General features: G+C 68.9%; 19 protein-coding genes. 8 read left to right on the top strand and 11 right to left on the bottom strand.

Features of this window, described 5'->3' with window-relative positions:
* Positions 1-36 precede the first annotated feature (36 nt).
* The 5 genes from M0L44_RS10855 to M0L44_RS10875 all read left to right on the top strand — a co-directional run bounded on the left by M0L44_RS10855 (position 37) and on the right by M0L44_RS10875 (position 3993).
* Positions 37-999 carry a ribose-phosphate pyrophosphokinase gene (locus M0L44_RS10855; RefSeq protein ID WP_151122808.1) on the top strand — a complete coding sequence of 321 codons (963 nt, stop codon included), beginning with the start codon at positions 37-39 and terminating at the stop codon, positions 997-999.
* A gap of 93 nt (positions 1000-1092) precedes the next feature.
* Complete coding sequence (locus tag M0L44_RS10860) at positions 1093-1716, top strand: 50S ribosomal protein L25/general stress protein Ctc (protein ID WP_252769735.1); 624 nt, start codon at positions 1093-1095, stop codon at positions 1714-1716.
* A gap of 134 nt (positions 1717-1850) precedes the next feature.
* Entirely contained in the window at positions 1851-2813 is a 963-nt protein-coding gene (locus M0L44_RS10865; RefSeq protein ID WP_252769736.1) for a LysR family transcriptional regulator ArgP, read from the top strand.
* The gene (pth, locus tag M0L44_RS10870; RefSeq protein WP_252769737.1) at positions 2810-3460 is read left to right on the top strand and encodes an aminoacyl-tRNA hydrolase; all 651 of its coding nucleotides are present in this window, start codon (positions 2810-2812) and stop codon (positions 3458-3460) included. Before M0L44_RS10865 ends, pth begins: the two co-directional genes overlap by 4 nt.
* Entirely contained in the window at positions 3457-3993 is a 537-nt protein-coding gene (locus M0L44_RS10875) for a hypothetical protein (protein WP_252769738.1), read from the top strand. Before pth ends, M0L44_RS10875 begins: the two co-directional genes overlap by 4 nt.
* 4 nt (positions 3994-3997) lie before the next feature.
* Here M0L44_RS10875 and M0L44_RS10880 read toward each other — a convergent pair whose 3' ends face one another.
* From M0L44_RS10880 to hisF, 4 genes are read right to left on the bottom strand one after another with little or no spacing between them, the layout of a single operon-like run.
* The gene (locus M0L44_RS10880; protein WP_252769739.1) at positions 3998-4273 is read right to left on the bottom strand and encodes a YfhL family 4Fe-4S dicluster ferredoxin; all 276 of its coding nucleotides are present in this window, start codon (positions 4271-4273) and stop codon (positions 3998-4000) included.
* A gap of 1 nt (position 4274) precedes the next feature.
* A complete protein-coding gene (gene coaD, locus M0L44_RS10885; RefSeq protein WP_252769740.1) occupies positions 4275-4784 on the bottom strand; it encodes a pantetheine-phosphate adenylyltransferase in 510 nt (169 codons plus the stop codon).
* Positions 4781-5335 carry a 16S rRNA (guanine(966)-N(2))-methyltransferase RsmD gene (gene rsmD / locus M0L44_RS10890; protein WP_252769741.1) on the bottom strand — a complete coding sequence of 185 codons (555 nt, stop codon included), beginning with the start codon at positions 5333-5335 and terminating at the stop codon, positions 4781-4783. Before rsmD ends, coaD begins: the two co-directional genes overlap by 4 nt.
* A gap of 50 nt (positions 5336-5385) precedes the next feature.
* Positions 5386-6165: an imidazole glycerol phosphate synthase subunit HisF gene (hisF, locus tag M0L44_RS10895; RefSeq protein ID WP_252769742.1), complete on the bottom strand. Its 780-nt coding sequence runs from the start codon at positions 6163-6165 to the stop codon at positions 5386-5388.
* Between the two features lie 155 nt (positions 6166-6320).
* On the opposite strand from hisF, the gene M0L44_RS10900 reads away from it, so the two are divergent.
* The 3 genes from M0L44_RS10900 to M0L44_RS10910 all read left to right on the top strand — a co-directional run bounded on the left by M0L44_RS10900 (position 6321) and on the right by M0L44_RS10910 (position 8680).
* Complete coding sequence (locus M0L44_RS10900) at positions 6321-7478, top strand: OmpA family protein (protein ID WP_252769743.1); 1158 nt, start codon at positions 6321-6323, stop codon at positions 7476-7478.
* Positions 7479-7582: 104 nt separating this feature from the next.
* Positions 7583-8161, top strand: a complete 579-nt coding sequence (locus tag M0L44_RS10905; protein ID WP_022982413.1) for a DJ-1/PfpI family protein — start codon at positions 7583-7585, stop codon at positions 8159-8161.
* A 69-nt stretch (positions 8162-8230) separates the two neighbouring features.
* The gene (locus M0L44_RS10910; protein WP_252769744.1) at positions 8231-8680 is read left to right on the top strand and encodes a ribbon-helix-helix domain-containing protein; all 450 of its coding nucleotides are present in this window, start codon (positions 8231-8233) and stop codon (positions 8678-8680) included.
* On the opposite strand, the gene hisA is transcribed toward M0L44_RS10910, so the two are convergent.
* The 7 genes from hisA to murA form a co-directional block, all read right to left on the bottom strand.
* Positions 8620-9360 carry a 1-(5-phosphoribosyl)-5-[(5-phosphoribosylamino)methylideneamino]imidazole-4-carboxamide isomerase gene (gene hisA, locus M0L44_RS10915; protein WP_252769745.1) on the bottom strand — a complete coding sequence of 247 codons (741 nt, stop codon included), beginning with the start codon at positions 9358-9360 and terminating at the stop codon, positions 8620-8622. The genes M0L44_RS10910 and hisA overlap by 61 nt on opposite strands.
* A gap of 90 nt (positions 9361-9450) precedes the next feature.
* Entirely contained in the window at positions 9451-10113 is a 663-nt protein-coding gene (hisH, locus tag M0L44_RS10920) for an imidazole glycerol phosphate synthase subunit HisH (RefSeq protein WP_252769746.1), read from the bottom strand.
* A gap of 1 nt (position 10114) precedes the next feature.
* Complete coding sequence (gene hisB / locus M0L44_RS10925; protein WP_252769747.1) at positions 10115-10702, bottom strand: imidazoleglycerol-phosphate dehydratase HisB; 588 nt, start codon at positions 10700-10702, stop codon at positions 10115-10117.
* 30 nt (positions 10703-10732) lie between these two features.
* The gene (gene hisC, locus M0L44_RS10930; RefSeq protein WP_252769748.1) at positions 10733-11800 is read right to left on the bottom strand and encodes a histidinol-phosphate transaminase; all 1068 of its coding nucleotides are present in this window, start codon (positions 11798-11800) and stop codon (positions 10733-10735) included.
* A 13-nt stretch (positions 11801-11813) separates the two neighbouring features.
* Positions 11814-13145 carry a histidinol dehydrogenase gene (gene hisD, locus M0L44_RS10935; RefSeq protein ID WP_252769749.1) on the bottom strand — a complete coding sequence of 444 codons (1332 nt, stop codon included), beginning with the start codon at positions 13143-13145 and terminating at the stop codon, positions 11814-11816.
* A 25-nt stretch (positions 13146-13170) separates the two neighbouring features.
* Positions 13171-13809 carry an ATP phosphoribosyltransferase gene (gene hisG, locus M0L44_RS10940; protein ID WP_151122777.1) on the bottom strand — a complete coding sequence of 213 codons (639 nt, stop codon included), beginning with the start codon at positions 13807-13809 and terminating at the stop codon, positions 13171-13173.
* Positions 13806-15107 (bottom strand): UDP-N-acetylglucosamine 1-carboxyvinyltransferase, encoded by a 1302-nt coding sequence (murA, locus tag M0L44_RS10945; RefSeq protein WP_252769750.1) that lies wholly within the window; start codon positions 15105-15107, stop codon positions 13806-13808. Before murA ends, hisG begins: the two co-directional genes overlap by 4 nt.
* Between the last annotated feature and the right edge of the window lie 11 nt (positions 15108-15118).

Raw genomic sequence — 15118 nt, forward strand, 5'->3', positions numbered from 1 at the left:
TCACGTACAGCCTGCCCACCCCCTGGAGCTCCCACCGTGCTGTTCAACACCGTTCTCTTCACTGGCAACGCCAATCCCGCCCTCGCCCAGGAAATCGCCACCCACCTCGGTACCGAACTGGGCAAGGCGTCGGTCGGACGCTTCTCTGACGGCGAGGTGACCGTCGAAATCCAGCAGAACGTCCGCGCCCGTGACGTGTTCGTCGTGCAGTCCACCTGCGCGCCGACCAACGAGAACCTGATGGAACTGCTGATCATGGTCGATGCCCTCAAGCGCGCCAGCGCCCGCCGCATCACCGCCGTGATCCCCTACTTCGGCTACGCCCGCCAGGACCGCCGTCCGCGTTCCACCCGCGTGCCGATCTCGGCCAAGGTCGTGGCCAACCTGCTCGAAACCGTGGGCGTGGGCCGCGTGCTGACCATGGACCTGCATGCCGACCAGATCCAGGGCTTCTTCGACATTCCCGTCGACAACATCTACGCCAGCCCGGTGCTGCTGACCGACCTGAAGGCCAAGGCCTACAAGGACCTGGTCGTGGTCTCGCCGGACGTCGGTGGCGTGGTGCGCGCCCGTGCACTGGCCAAGCAGCTGGGCTGCGACCTGGCCATCATCGACAAGCGCCGCCCCAAGGCCAATGTCTCCGAGGTGATGCACGTCATCGGTGAGATCGAAGGCCGCAACTGCGTGATCATGGACGACATGATCGACACGGCCGGCACGCTGGTGAAGGCGGCCGAGGTGCTCAAGGAGCGCGGCGCCAAGCACGTCTACGCCTACTGCACGCACGCGGTGTTCTCCGGCCCGGCCATCGAGCGCATCAAGGCCTCGCACCTGGACGAGGTCGTGATCACCAACACCATCCCGCTGAACGACGCCGGCAAAGCCTGCCCCAAGATCCGCCAGCTGTCGGTGGCCTTCCTGTTCGCCGAAACGATCCGCCGCATCTCGGACGGCGAGTCGGTCACCTCCCTCTTCTCGGAACAGAACAACAACTTCTGATCCGTTTCGCCGGCTGCGAAGGCATCTGCCGACGCGGCCTTTTCAAATGGGGCGCTCTGGTCGCGGAGCACCCCGACTCATTGGAGTAATGTCATGGAATTCGTCGCTTTCGAGCGCAAGCTGCAGGGGACCGGAGCGAGCCGCCGCCTGCGTAACACCGGCAAGGTGCCCGGCATCGTCTTCGGGGCCGGTGAGCCCGCGATGATCGAGCTGGACCACAACGCCCTCTTCTTCGCACTGAAGAAGGAAGCCTTCCACTCGTCCGTGCTGTCGATGCAGCTCAACGGCAAGACCGAGAAGGTCCTGCTGCGTGACTATCAAGTGCACCCCTGGAAGCAGCAGATCCTGCACATCGACTTCCAGCGCGTGGATGACACCACCCGTCTGCACAAGAAGGTGCCGCTGCACTTCTCCGGCGAAGAAGAATCGGAAGCCGTGAAGACCGACAAGTGCCTGGTCGACCACGTCACCACCGAAGTCGAGATCGAGTGCCTGGCCGTCCAGCTGCCCGAATTCATCGCGGTGAACCTGTCGGGTCTGGTCAAGGGCAAGAGCCTGCACGTTTCCGAGCTGGTGCTGCCGGCCGGTGCCAAGCTGGTCAAGCACGGCACCAAGGACCCGGTCGTCGTGACCGTGACCGAGCCGAAGGAAGAAGAAATCGTCGTGGCCGCCGCGCCGGCCGCCGACGACAAGAAGGGCAAGAAGGGCAAGAAGTAATCTGCCCCCGGATGCCGACCGACGGGTCGGCCGCCCCGAAACCCCGCTGCGGCGGGGTTTTTTTATGCCGATCGCGCCCTCACAGCGCCGAACAGCATTAGGCTGGCTGATGTCTCGATGAACACATCAGCCCCATGAATGCCCTGGACCCCGCCGGCCTGGAATGCCTGGCCGCTCTGGCCGAGGCCGGCAGCTTCGACGGTGCGGCCCAGTTGCTGCACATCACCCAGTCGGCGGTGTCGCAGCGCCTGCGCTCGCTGGAAAGCAATGTCGGCCATGTGCTGGTGGTGCGCGAGCGGCCGCTGCGGCTGACCGAGCCAGGCAAGGTGCTGCTGCGCTACGCCCGCCAGATGCAGGCCCTGCGGGCCGACGCCGCCCGCGAACTGGGCGCCACACTGAACCGCGACGAGCGCCTGCCGATTGCCGTCAATCCGAACAGCCTGGCCACCTGGGTGCTGCCGGCCCTGGACCCGCTGGTACAGCGCGGCCTGCAGGAAGGTTTCGGTGTGGAGCTGATCGTCGACGACCAGGACTTCACCCACGACTGGCTGCGCCAGGGCGAGGTGCTGGGCTGCGTCAGCACCGTCTCCCAGGCCCTGCGCGGCTGCGCCTGCCAGGCCCTGGGCGCCATGCGCTACGTGGCCACCGCCAGCCCAGCCTTCGTGGCCCGCCACCTGCCCCAGGGCTTGAACCGCCGCAACTTCGCCCAGCTGCCCTTCGTCACCTTCAACCGCAAGGACGACATGCAGGCCCAGTGGGTGGCCCAGGCCTTTGGCGTGCGGGACCCCCAACTGAAGGAACGCTTCGTGCCCAGCAGCGAGGCCGTGGCCCGGGCCGCGGCCATGGGCTGGGGCCTGTCGGTGCTGCCGGAGCTGCTGGCGCGCCCTCTCTTGGCCGGCGGCGCCTTGCTGCCGGTGCTGCCGGAGGTCCACCTGGACGTCACCCTGTACTGGCACCAATGGAAGCTCAGCGGCGAGGACGGGCAGGCCTCCCGCCACGGCCTGATGGACCAGATCGGCGAGGCCCTGCTGACCGGCGCCCGCCAGGCCTTGCATCCGGTGCCCGTGGCCGGCGGCGGGGATAATCCCACCCCATGATTCGACTGATCGTGGGCCTGGGCAACCCTGGGCCGGAATACGAGGACACCCGCCACAACGCCGGCTTCTGGTGGGTGGACCGGGCGGTGCGCCAACTGGGCGGCAGCCTGCAGGCCGACCGGGCTTACAACGGCCTCGTGGCCCGGGTGAACCGGCCGGCCGGACCGGTCTGGCTGCTGCAGCCCATGACCTACATGAACCTCTCGGGCAAGTCGGTGGCCCCGCTGGCGCGCTTCTTCAAGATCGCGCCGGAGGAGATCCTGGTCGTGCACGACGAGCTCGACCTGCCGCCGGGTCAGATGAAGCTCAAGCAGGGTGGCGGCAATGGCGGCCACAACGGGCTCAAGGACATCCAGGGCCAGTTGGGCTCGCCCAACTTCTGGCGACTGCGGCTGGGCATCGGCCACCCGGGCGTGAAAACCGAAGTGGCGGCCTATGTGCTGCGCAAGCCGCCGGCGGTGGAGCGTCTGTCCATCGATCACACGGTGGACGAATCGCTGCGCTGCCTGGAGTTGATGCTTGACGGTGCGATGGACAAGGCGATGATGAAGATCCACGCCAAGCCGCCGCGCCCCAAGCCGGCCCGCCCTGCCGGGCTGGGCAGCGAAGGGGCGGCCACCGTCCCTTCACCGCCCGAGGCCTCTTGAACACCGCCCGCCCCCTCACCGTCCTCTCCCTGCTGGGCGCACTGACGCTGCTGTTCAGCACCGGCGCCCAGGCCACGGTCTACCGCTGCGGCCAGACCTACCAACAGACGCCCTGCGAAGGCGGCAAGCCGGTGGACCTCCCGGCCGGCCCCAGCCCGGCCGAGGTGGAGGCGGCTCAGGCACGCGCGGCGGCGACCCGCCAGTGGGCCGACGGCATGACCGAGGACCGGCTGGCCCATGAAAAGACCGTGGCCAAGGCACGCCGGGAAGAGCGGGTCGCCCGCAAAGCCGGCACGTCATCGGGTGCACCACAGACCGCGGAGACCTCCGCCGGCACCACCGGCAGTTGCACCGAGGCGCCAGTGCGCCATGCAGGCGCAGTGAGCGAGGCCGAAGCACGTCGGGCCCGCCGGGCGGCCACCCGCTGCAAGGCCCAGGCCGCCTATGCCGCCCTGCCGGCCAGCAGCCCAACCCCCAAGGCAGACACCGCCCGCCAGCCGCAACCCGCCAGCGCAGCCACGCGGGGCCGCTGATCCTTCAGGCCGCCGTGCCCGCGGCCGCGGCGCCCTGGGCCTGCAGCGCCTCGCACTTGCGTTGCAGCTGCTCGCGCGTCTCGACGAAGGCCGGATTGACCGGGATGCACTCCACCGGACAGACCTGCACGCACTGGGGCTCACCGAAATGGCCCACACACTCGGTGCAACGGGCAGGGTCGATCACATAGACCGTCTCACCCATGGAGATGGCCTGGTTGGGGCATTCGGGTTCGCAGACGTCGCAGTTGATGCACTCGTCCGTGATCATCAGGGCCATGTCAGACGTCCTTGGGCTGGGCCACGCGGTCCTTGAGTCGTTCGAGCACCAAGGGTGCCACGAACTTGGAAACATCACCGCCCAAGCTGGCAATCTCGCGCACAAAGGTACCGCTGACGAACTGGTACTGGTCGCTGGGGGTCAGGAACAAGGTCTCCACATCGGGCATCAGCTGGCGGTTCATGCCCGCCATCTGGAACTCGTACTCGAAGTCGCTGACCGCGCGCAGGCCGCGCACCACCACCTTGCCGCCGCGTTGCACGACGAAATCGCGCAGCAGACCGCGGAAATCGACCACCTCGACGTTCGGGTAGGGCTGGCAGAGCTCGCGGGCCAGCCCCAGGCGCTCATCCAGCGTGAACATGGTGCGCTTGTGGTGGCCAGCCGCCACCGCGACGATCAGGTGGTCGAACAGCCGGGCCGCCCGCCGCACCAGGTCCTGGTGCCCCAGCGTCATCGGATCGAAGGTGCCGGGGTAGACGGCAATCACGGAATCACGGTCGGCGCTCATGGGGTCTCCTCCTTCTGGCGATCGGATTGCAGCAGCGCGAAGTGCACGGCACTCGCCTGGCCCTGGCGGTACAGCATCAGCCCCGGGGGCAGTTCGGCCGGCAGCGGCTCGCCCGCTTCCAGGTAGACGAAACCGCCGGGCACCACCACCCGGGCCGCAGCCGCCAGGGCGGGCTGCGTCAGACCGGCGGCAAACGGCGGGTCCAGCAGCACCAGTTCGCGCGAGGCAGCCGGCGCCGCGCGCAACCAGGCGATGGCATCGGAACGCTGCACCCGCAGCATCTCGGCCTTCAGCCGCTCGCGGGAAGCATTCAGAGAGGCCACGATGGCCGGATCCTGCTCCAGCAACAGCACCTCGGCCGCACCGCGGGAAGCGGCCTCGAAGCCCAGGGCGCCGGAGCCGGCAAAGGCATCGACGACACGCCAGCCCGACAGATCCTGGCCCAGCCAGTTGAACAGGGTCTCGCGCACCCGGTCGGGCGTGGGCCGCAGGCCCGGGCGGTCGGCCACCGGCAGCAGGCTGCGCCGCCACTGGCCGCCGATGATGCGCACCGCGTGGCGACCGCCAGCGGCGGGTCGCGGCGCCGGTCGTTGGGCCGGCCTCACTGTCGCACCGGCACGCCGGCCTCGGCCAGCCGGGCCTTGGCCTGGGCCACCGTGAAGGTACCGTAGTGGAAGATGCTGGCCGCCAGCACCGCATCGGCGCCGCCGACCTGGATGCCTTCGACCAGGTGCTCCAGCGCGCCGACGCCGCCGGAGGCGATCACCGGCACCGGCACTGCGTCGCTGACCGCACGGGTCAGCGCCAGATCGAAGCCGATCTTGGTGCCGTCCCGGTCCATGCTGGTCAGCAGGATCTCGCCGGCGCCGTGCTCGGCCATCTGGCGCGCCCAGGCCACGGCGTCCAGTCCGACGTTCTTGCGCCCGCCATGGGTGTAGACGTCCCAGCCCGGTCCGCGGGCCGCCAGATCGTCCCCGGTGCGGCGCTTGGCGTCGATGGCCACCACGATGGCCTGGGCGCCGTACTTGTCCGAAGCGTTGCGGATGACCTGCGGGTTGGCCACCGCGGCGGAATTGAAGCTCACCTTGTCGGCACCGGCGTTGAGCAGGCGGCGCACGTCCTCGACGGTGCGCACGCCACCGCCCACAGTCAGCGGGATGAAGACCTGCGAGGCCACCGCCTCGATGATGTGCAGGATCAGGTCCCGGCCATCGCTGGTGGCGGTGATGTCCAGAAAGGTCAGTTCGTCGGCGCCCTGCTCGTTGTAGCGGGCCGCGATCTCCACCGGATCCCCGGCATCGCGCAGTTCGACGAAGTTGACGCCCTTGACGACCCGGCCGCCGGTGACGTCCAGACAGGGAATGATGCGTTTGGCGAGCATGGGTGCGATTGTCGCAGGTGCCGCCCGGCGCCACGCGCTGGCCGCCGTTACACCGCGTTGCCACTGCGTGGGCGGCGCCAGTCCAGACGCGGTTCCGGCCGCTACGATGCGCCGCGCGGCGCACCAGACGCTGCACACACAGGGAGAGATTGAACATGCTGACCTTGCAGGCCCCACGCACGGGCCGCACTTCGCTTCTCGCACTTTTGACCGCTGGCCTGCTCGGGCTGGGCAGTTTGACGCATGCCGACGAACCCGGCATGGACCACCCCGCGGTGGCCCGCTACCCGGGGGCGGAGATGAAGGAATATGACTTCAAGGAGTACGAGCAAGCCCGCCTGCTCCTCAGTCGACCGTACAAGCTGGGCAATGGTCACTACACCGCCGACAAGACAGAAGTCGTCGAGGGTCAAGTCACCTACCTGAGGTACTCAATTCCCGGAACGGCCTCTGCCCTTCAGGTCTTCCGCAATTACCAAAGCTCACTGCGCCGCAGCGGCTTTCAGGAACTCTTTGTCTGCGAACGCCCTTGCATCGACGGCAACCTGGGCGATCTGCGCGAGTTGCTGATGGCGCGCGACCTCTACCTCAACTACCACCAAGACATTCAATACCTGGCTGCTCGGCGAGGCAACACTTCGGTGTCGCTGGCTGTGAACCACACCGGCAGTGGCCCCGACGGCCGGGCGCTCGTCTGGCTGTTCGTCATCGACAATGGGGGACTGGACGACGCCAAGATGGGCATCACCGGCGACAGCCCCATCGCCCAGGCGCTGGCTGCCAGCGGCAAGGTCGATGTCTACGGCTTCCTGTTCGACAGTGGCAAGAGCCAGCTCAAGCCCGGCTCGGACGCCACCCTGGCCGAGCTGGCCAAGGTGCTGCAGGACAACCCCGGCCTGCGCATCGACGTGATCGGCCACACCGACAACGTCGGGCGCGAGGACAGCAACATGGCCCTGTCGGCCGCGCGGGCCCAGGCCGTGAACGGTGCACTGGTCAGCCGCCACGGCATCGCCCCTGAACGTCTGAACGCCCTGGGGCGCGGCGCCAGCCAGCCCGTGGCCGACAACGGCAACGAGGAAGGCCGAGCGCGCAACCGGCGGGTGGAGATCGTGGCCCAGGCCCAGCCAGCGGGTGTCGGTTCCGTCCCGATGGGCGCCGGCAACCCGCGCACCGTCGGCACCGCCCGCCCGGCGCCCACGCCGCCAGCCACCACCGTGCAGGACCAGGTCAACCAGGTGGGCAACACCGTGGACAGGGCCCGCAGCATCGGCGACACAGTGCGCTCCCTGAAGGATCTGTTCGGGCGCTGACCCCTCCACAGCCAGAGCACAGCCGGCTGTTACCCGCTTTGCCGGGCCATGCCAAGAATGGGCCTTACGGGCGCGCGTGGCGCCCGCCCCTACAGGAGACAGGCATGCCCAAGAAGATCCTCATGCTGTGCGGCGACTACGCCGAGGACTACGAAACCATGGTGCCCTTCCAGGCCTTGCAGGCCGTGGGCCACACTGTGCACGCGGTGGCCCCGGACAAGAAGGCCGGTGACTGGGTGCACACCGCGGTGCACGATTTCGAAGGGGCGCAGACCTACAGCGAGAAGCCGGGCCACCACTTCACACTCAACGCCAGCTTCGCCGAGGTGAAGCCCGAGGCCTATGACGCGCTGGTGATCCCGGGTGGCCGGGCGCCGGAGTACCTGCGCATGAACGCCCGGGTGGTCGAGATCACCCGCCACTTCCTGGCCGCCGACAAGCCGGTGGCCGCCGTCTGCCACGGCGCGCAGCTGCTGGCCGCCACCGGTCTGCTCAAGGGCCGCCGCGTGTCGGCCTACCCGGCCTGCCAGGTCGAGGTGGAACTGGCCGGGGCCGAGTACTGCGGCATCCCGGTGGACGCTGCCATCACCGACGGCAAGCTGGTGACCGCCCCCGCCTGGCCCGCCCACCCGGCGTGGATCGGCCAGTTTCTGGCGGTGCTGGGCACGCGCATCGAGACCTGACCCGATGGCGGGGACGCGCACGCTGCCCTAGAGTGGCCGCTCCGTCCCCATTCTTCGCGAGGCTTGGCCATGTGCGAGATCTTCATCGGCGCCGACCCCCTCAGCTACGAGAGCCGGACCCGCTCCGTGCGCCTGCACGGGGTGGTCACCAGCATCCGGCTGGAACACCTGTTCTGGGACGTGCTGGACGAGATTGCCGGACGTGACGGGCTGACCGTGGTGCAGCTGATCGAGAAGCTCTACGACGAGCTGATCGCCGCCCGCGGGGAGGCCGGCAACTTCGCGTCCTTCCTGCGGGTGAGCGCCCTGCGCTACGAGGCCCTGCTGGCCCACCAGGCCATCCCCGCCGATGTGGCCGTGCCGCTGCGCGGCCTGGATGCGCGCGCGGCCGTGCAGAAACTGCCGGCCCACTGGCGGAGCCACACCGGCCGGGCCCTGCGGCCCAGCCTGCAGGGGCCTCAGGCACCCAGTTCGTCGGCGCGCAGCTGCGCGGCGGAGAAGTCCAGCGCGCCGGTGTAGATCGAGCGGCCGCAGATCACGCCCTCGACCCCCTCGCCTTCCACCGCGCACAGGGCCTCGATGTCGGCCATGTTGGACAGGCCGCCCGAGGCGACCACCGGGATCGACAGGGCCCGGGCCAGCTTCACGGTGGCGTCGATGTTGATGCCAGTGAGCATGCCGTCGCGGCCGATGTCGGTGTAGATCACCGCCTCGACGCCATAGTCCTCGAACTTCTTGGCCAGGTCCACCACCTCGTGGCCGGTCAGCTTGCTCCAGCCATCGGTGGCCACCTTGCCGTCCTTGGCATCCAGGCCCACGATGATGTGCCCCCCAAAGGCGGTGCAAGCGTCGCGCAGGAAACCGGGGTTCTTGACCGCGGCGGTGCCAATGATGACGTAGCTCAGCCCGTCATCGAGGTAGCGCTCGATGGTGTCCAGGTCGCGGATGCCGCCACCCAGCTGGACGGGGATCTCGTCCCCGACCTCCTTCAGGATGGCCTTGATGGCCCCCTCATTGACCGGCTTGCCGGCAAAAGCACCATTGAGGTCCACCAGGTGCAGGCGGCGCGCGCCTGCCTCCAGCCAGCGCCGGGCCATCGCGGCCGGGTCCTCGCCAAAGGTGGTGGAGGCATTCATGTCGCCCTGTTGGAGGCGGACACATTGACCGTCTTTCAGGTCGATCGCAGGGATCAGCAGCATGGCTCGGGGAGCGCGAGTAGGGAATTTGGAGCAGAAACCGCGGGCTGGGTTCGAGGACGCCGAAAACCGGCCGGACCTCGGGCAAACGTCTCAGGGGTTCCAGTGCAGGAAATTGCGATACAGGGCCAGACCGTGCGCGGCGCTTTTTTCGGGATGGAACTGCGTGGCGAAAATATTATCCCGGGCCACCGCGCAGGTAAAGCGCTCGCCATACTCGGTTTCACCCGCGGTATGGATGGCCTGCTCGGGGCGGGTGAAATAGCTGTGCACAAAGTAGAACCAGGCCCCATCGGGGACCTCGCCCCAGACCGGGTGGCGCACGCCCCCCGGCGCAGACTGCGACACCTGGTTCCAGCCCATCTGGGGCACCTTGTAGCGGCTGCCATCGGGCTGAAGCCGGCCTTCCAGACGGAAGCGCAGCACCCGGCCCGGGATCAGGCCCAGGCCCGGCGTGTCCTGCTCCTCGGAATGGTCCAGCAGCATCTGCATGCCCACGCACACGCCCATCAGCGGCTTGCTGGCGGCGGCCTCCAGCACCGCTTCCTGCAGGCCGGAATCGCGCAGCTCGCGCATGCAGTCGCGCATGGCCCCCTGCCCGGGCAGCACCACGCGCTCGGCAGCGCGCACTTCTTCGGGCCGGGCGGTGACGATCACGTCCAGCCCGCTGTCGGTGGCCACATGCATCACGGCCTGCGACACACTGCGCAGGTTGCCCATGCCGTAATCGACGACGGCGACGGTGCGGCGGCTCATCTCAGAGACATCCCTTGGTGGACGGAATCACCCCCGCGGAGCGCGGGTCCGGCGTCAGCGCCATGCGCAGTGCGCGACCGAAGGCCTTGAAGATCGTCTCGCACTGGTGGTGGGCATTGTGGCCCTTGAGGTTGTCGATGTGCAGGGTCACGCCCGCATGGTTGACGAAACCCTGGAAGAACTCGAACACCAGCTGGGTGTCCAGCGCGCCGATCATGCCGGCGCTGAACTTCACGTCCATGGCCAGGCCCGGGCGGCCGGAGAAATCGACCACCACGCGCGAGAGCGCCTCGTCCAGCGGCACATAGCTGTGGCCGTAGCGGGTGATGCCCTTCTTGTCGCCCACGGCCTGCGCCACCGCCTGGCCCAGGGTGATGCCCACATCCTCCACCGTGTGGTGGCCGTCGATGTGCAGATCGCCCTCGGCGGTGATCTCCAGGTCGATCAGGCCATGGCGGGCGATCTGGTCGAGCATGTGGTCGAAGAAGCCGATGCCGGTGGCCAACTTGGACTGGCCCGTGCCATCCAGGTTGAGCGAGACGCTGATCTTCGTCTCCTGGGTGTTGCGGGAAACCTGGGCGGTGCGCATGGCGGGGTGCTCCGAAAGTGGGGTCGGGGGTCAGGCCAGGATGGCGTCCAGCGCCGCGAGCAGCGCATCGGTCTGCGCCTCGGTGCCCACGCTGATGCGCAGGAAGGGCGCGATGCGCTCGGGCGCGCGGAAGTGCCGTACCAGCACCTTGTGCTCGCGCAGGCCGGCCGCCAGGGCCGCGCCCTCGCTGCCCGGGCGCTGGGCAAACACGAAGTTGGCGGCCGAGGGCAGCACCTGGAAGCCGCGCGCCTGCAGGCCCGCCACCATGCGTTCGCGGGTGGCGATGACCTTGCGGCAGGTGGCCTCGAACCAGACCTCGTCCTCGATCGCGGCCACCGCACCGGCGATGGCCAGGCGGTCCAGCGGATAGGAGTTGAAGCTGTCCTTGACGCGGGTGAGCGCCTCGATCAGGTCGGCATGCCCCATCGCATAGCCCACCCGCAGGCCGGCCAGGGCGCGGGACTTGGACAGGGTGTGGACCACCAGCAGCTGCGGGAATTCGGCGATCAGGCCCACGGCCGACTCGGCGCCGAAGTCCACATAGGCTTCGTCCACCACCACCACCGAATCGGGGTTGCCCTGCAGCAGGCGGCGGATCTCGGCCAGCGGCAGCGGCATGCCGGTGGGCGCGTTGGGGTTGGCGAAGATGATGCCGCCGTTCGGCCCCGCCTGCAGGTAATCGTCCACCCGCAGCGAGAAGTCCCCGGCCAGCGGGATGGCCCGCGTGGCGATGCCGTAGAGCTTGGCGTAGACCGGGTAGAAGCTGTAGCTGATGTCCGGGAACAGCAGCGGCGCTTCGTGGCGCAGCAGGCCCATGAAGATGTGGGCCAGCACCTCGTCGGAGCCATTGCCGACGAAGACCTGGTTCTCAGCCAGACCGTGGCGGCGGGCGATGGCCGCCTTCAGTGCGCTGGCCTGCGGGTCCGGGTACAGGCGCAGGGCCTCGCTGTTCTGCCCGGCAATCGCCGCCAGCACCTTCTCGCTGGGGCCGTAGGGGCACTCGTTGGTGTTGAGCTTGACCAGCCCGTCGATCTTCGGTTGCTCGCCCGGCACGTAGGGGGTCAGCGTGCGGACGATCTCACTCCAGTAGCGGCTCATCGCGTCGGGTCCTTCAGGCTCGTTCGGCTCGGTTCTTCAGTCGCAGCTCGGCCGCCCGGGCGTGGCCCTGCAGGCCCTCGCCATAGGCCAGTTCGGCGGCGATGGGGCCGAGGATCTGCGCGCCTTCGGCGCTGACCTCGATCAGGCTGGAGCGCTTCTGGAAGTCGTAGGTGCCCAGCGGCGAGGAGAAGCGCGCGGTGCCCGAGGTGGGCAGCACGTGGTTGGGGCCGGCGCAGTAGTCGCCCAGGCTTTCGCTGGTGTAGGCCCCCAGGAAGATGGCGCCGGCATGCTTGAGCAGCGGCTCCCAGCGGTTCGGCTCGGCGCTGGAGACCTCCAGGTGCTCGGGCGCGATGCGGTTGCTGATCGTGCAGGCCTCTTCCATCGAGCGGGTGTGGATCAGCGCGCCACGGCCTTCCAGGCTGGCGCGGATCACGGCCTGGCGCGGCATGGTGGGCAGCAGGCGCTCGATCTCGGCGCGTACACGGTCCAGGTAGGCGGCGTCCGGGCACAGCAGGATGCTCTGCGCCAGCTCGTCGTGCTCGGCCTGGCTGAACAGGTCCATCGCCACCCACTCGGGCGGCGTGCTGCCGTCGGCCAGCACCAGGATCTCGCTGGGGCCGGCGATCATGTCGATGCCCACCTGGCCGAAGACGCGGCGCTTGGCGCTGGCCACGTAGGCATTGCCCGGGCCGGTGATCTTGTCCACCGCCGGCACGGTGGCGGTGCCGTAAGCCAGCGCGGCCACGGCCTGGGCGCCGCCGATGGTGAAGGCGCGGGTCACGCCGGCCACATAGGCCGCGGCCAGCACCAGCGCGTTCTTTTCACCCTTGGGGGTGGGCACCACCATGATGATCTCGCCCACGCCGGCCACATGGGCGGGGATGGCGTTCATCAACACGCTGGAGGGGTAAGCGGCCTTGCCACCGGGCACGTAGATGCCCACGCGGTCCAGCGGTGTGACCTTCTGGCCCAGCAGCGTGCCGTCCTCATCGCGGTAGCTCCAGCTCTGGCCGCTGGCGGCCAGCTGGCGCTCGTGGTAGCTGCGCACGCGGGCCGCGGCGGCCTGCAGCGCGCTGCGCTGGGCCGGGGTGATGGCCTCGAAGGCGGCCTTCAACTCCTCGCGGGTCAGCTCCAGCGCTGCCACGCTGTCGGCGCTCAGACCATCGAAGCGGGCGGTGTACTCGAGCACCGCGGCGTCACCCCGGGCCTGCACATCGGCCAGGATGTCGGCCACGCGCTGCTCGATGGCCGCGTCCGTGTCTGCGGACCAGTGTCGCAGCCGGGCGAATTCGCTCTCGAAGTCGGCGGCGGTGGTGGCGAGCTGGCGCAGGTTCAGGGCGGTCATGGCAAGGGTCCGGAGGACGGGGAATTCAGGGCTGGATGGCCGAGGCAAAGGCGTCGATCAGGGGCTTGAGGCGGGTGCGCTTGAGCTTGAGCGCGGCCTGGTTGACCACCAGACGGGAGGAGATCTCCATGATCTGCTCGACCTCGACCAGGTGGTTGGCCTGCAGGGTCTTGCCGGTGGAGACCAGGTCCACGATGGCATCGGCCAGCCCGGTCAGCGGGGCCAGCTCCATCGAGCCGTAGAGCTTGATCAGGTCCACATGCATGCCCTTGTCGGCAAAGTGCTGCCGGGCCACATGGGTGTACTTGGTGGCCACGCGCAGACGCGAACCCTGGCGCACCGCAGTGGCGTAGTCGAAGTCGGCGCGCACCGCCACGCTCATGCGGCACTTGGCGATGTTCAGGTCCAGCGGCTGGTACAGGCCCTCGCCGCCATGCTCCAGCAGCACGTCCTTGCCGGCCACGCCCATGTCGGCACCGCCGTACTGGACGTAGGTCGGCACGTCGGTGGCCCGCACCAGCACCACCCGCACATCGGGCTGGTTGGTCGGCAGAATGAGCTTGCGGCTCTTCTCCGGGTCCTCGGTGACGGTGATGCCCGCGGCCGCCAGCAGCGGCAGGGTCTCTTCGAAGATGCGTCCCTTGGACAGCGCCAGCGTGATCATGCGCCGGTCCTTTCGCTCACGCGTTCGATGTTGGCGCCGATGGCGCGCAGCTTGTCTTCCATGCGGTCGTAGCCGCGGTCCAGGTGGTAGATGCGGTCCACCGCGGTGGTGCCCTCGGCCACCAGGCCGGCGATGACCAGGCTGGCCGAGGCCCGCAGGTCGGTGGCCATCACGGTGGCACCCGACAGGTGCGCGACCCCGGTGACCATCGCGGTGTGGCCGTCCACGACGATCTGCGCGCCCAGGCGGATCAGCTCGTTGACGTGCATGAAGCGGTTCTCGAAGATGGTCTCGGCGATCCGCGCCGCGCCCTCGGCCACGCAGTTGACGGCCATGAACTGGGCCTGCATGTCGGTGGGGAAGCCGGGGTATTCGGTGGTGCGGAAGCTGACCGCCTTGGGCCGCGCCGTGGCCTGGATGCGGATCCAGTCCTCGCCCGCGGTGATGGTCATGCCCGCCTCGCGCAGCTTGTCGATCACCGCGTCCAGGTGCGTGGCACGGGCGTCGCGCAAGACAACGTCGCCGCCGGCCGCTGCCACCGCGCACAGGAAGGTGCCGGCCTCAATGCGGTCGGGCACGATGCGGTGGCCGCCCTCGGGCGCGTTCAGGCGCTCCACGCCCCAGATGCGGATGCGGTGCGTGCCGTGTCCTTCGATCTGCGCACCCATCTTGATGAGCATCTCGGCCAGGTCGGGGATCTCGGGCTCGCGCGCCGCGTTCTCCAGGATGGTCTCGCCATCGGCCAGGGCCGCGGCCATCATCAGGTTCTCGGTGCCGGTGACGGTGACCATGTCGGTCGTGATGCGCGCGCCGCGCAGGCGGCGCAGGCCGCCCTCGCCCTGCGGTGCCAGGGCCTGGATGTAGCCGTGCTGCACGGTGATCTCCGCGCCCATGGCCTGCAGGCCCTTGATGTGCTGGTCCACCGGCCGCGAGCCGATGGCGCAGCCGCCCGGCAGCGAAACCTTGGCCGCCCCGAAGCGGGCCAGCAGCGGCCCCAGCACCAGGATGGAAGCCCGCATGGTCTTGACCAGCTCGTAGGGCGCCTCGGTCGAGTGCACGGGGCCGGCGTCGATGCGCACCACGTCCGGCCGCTCGGCGTCACGCTCGGCGCTGGCGCCCAGGTGCCGCAGCACCTTCAGGGTGGTGGCCACGTCCTGCAGCTTGGGCACATTGCTCAGCGTGACGGGCTGGGCGGTCAGGAGCGCGGCGCACAGTTCGGGCAGGGCCGCGTTCTTGGCACCGGAGATGGTCACTTCGCCGTGCAGGGGCTGGCCGCCGCGGATGAGAAGTCTGTCCATGATGGGGATTG

Origin of the sequence: Ideonella oryzae (assembly GCF_024055665.1) — a bacterium.
Taxonomy (GTDB): Bacteria; Pseudomonadota; Gammaproteobacteria; order Burkholderiales; family Burkholderiaceae_C; genus Ideonella; species Ideonella oryzae.

Excerpts from the sequence above, each read along its gene's own strand:
- M0L44_RS10905 (WP_022982413.1), top strand. The coding sequence starts at position 7,583 with ATGCCCAAGAAGATCCTCATGCTGTGCGGCGACTACGCCGAGGACTAC.
- M0L44_RS10880 (WP_252769739.1), bottom strand. The coding sequence starts at position 4,273 with ATGGCCCTGATGATCACGGACGAGTGCATCAACTGCGACGTCTGCGAA.
- M0L44_RS10900 (WP_252769743.1), top strand. The coding sequence starts at position 6,321 with ATGCTGACCTTGCAGGCCCCACGCACGGGCCGCACTTCGCTTCTCGCA.
- M0L44_RS10860 (WP_252769735.1), top strand. The coding sequence starts at position 1,093 with ATGGAATTCGTCGCTTTCGAGCGCAAGCTGCAGGGGACCGGAGCGAGC.
- hisC (WP_252769748.1), bottom strand. The coding sequence starts at position 11,800 with ATGAGCCGCTACTGGAGTGAGATCGTCCGCACGCTGACCCCCTACGTG.
- hisG (WP_151122777.1), bottom strand. The coding sequence starts at position 13,809 with ATGATCACGCTGGCGCTGTCCAAGGGACGCATCTTCGAAGAGACCCTG.
- hisD (WP_252769749.1), bottom strand. The coding sequence starts at position 13,145 with ATGACCGCCCTGAACCTGCGCCAGCTCGCCACCACCGCCGCCGACTTC.
- hisA (WP_252769745.1), bottom strand. The coding sequence starts at position 9,360 with ATGCTGCTGATCCCTGCGATCGACCTGAAAGACGGTCAATGTGTCCGC.
- M0L44_RS10865 (WP_252769736.1), top strand. The coding sequence starts at position 1,851 with ATGAATGCCCTGGACCCCGCCGGCCTGGAATGCCTGGCCGCTCTGGCC.
- coaD (WP_252769740.1), bottom strand. The coding sequence starts at position 4,784 with ATGAGCGCCGACCGTGATTCCGTGATTGCCGTCTACCCCGGCACCTTC.
- hisH (WP_252769746.1), bottom strand. The coding sequence starts at position 10,113 with ATGAGCCGCCGCACCGTCGCCGTCGTCGATTACGGCATGGGCAACCTG.
- hisF (WP_252769742.1), bottom strand. The coding sequence starts at position 6,165 with ATGCTCGCCAAACGCATCATTCCCTGTCTGGACGTCACCGGCGGCCGG.
- pth (WP_252769737.1), top strand. The coding sequence starts at position 2,810 with ATGATTCGACTGATCGTGGGCCTGGGCAACCCTGGGCCGGAATACGAG.
- M0L44_RS10910 (WP_252769744.1), top strand. The coding sequence starts at position 8,231 with ATGTGCGAGATCTTCATCGGCGCCGACCCCCTCAGCTACGAGAGCCGG.
- hisB (WP_252769747.1), bottom strand. The coding sequence starts at position 10,702 with ATGCGCACCGCCCAGGTTTCCCGCAACACCCAGGAGACGAAGATCAGC.
- murA (WP_252769750.1), bottom strand. The coding sequence starts at position 15,107 with ATGGACAGACTTCTCATCCGCGGCGGCCAGCCCCTGCACGGCGAAGTG.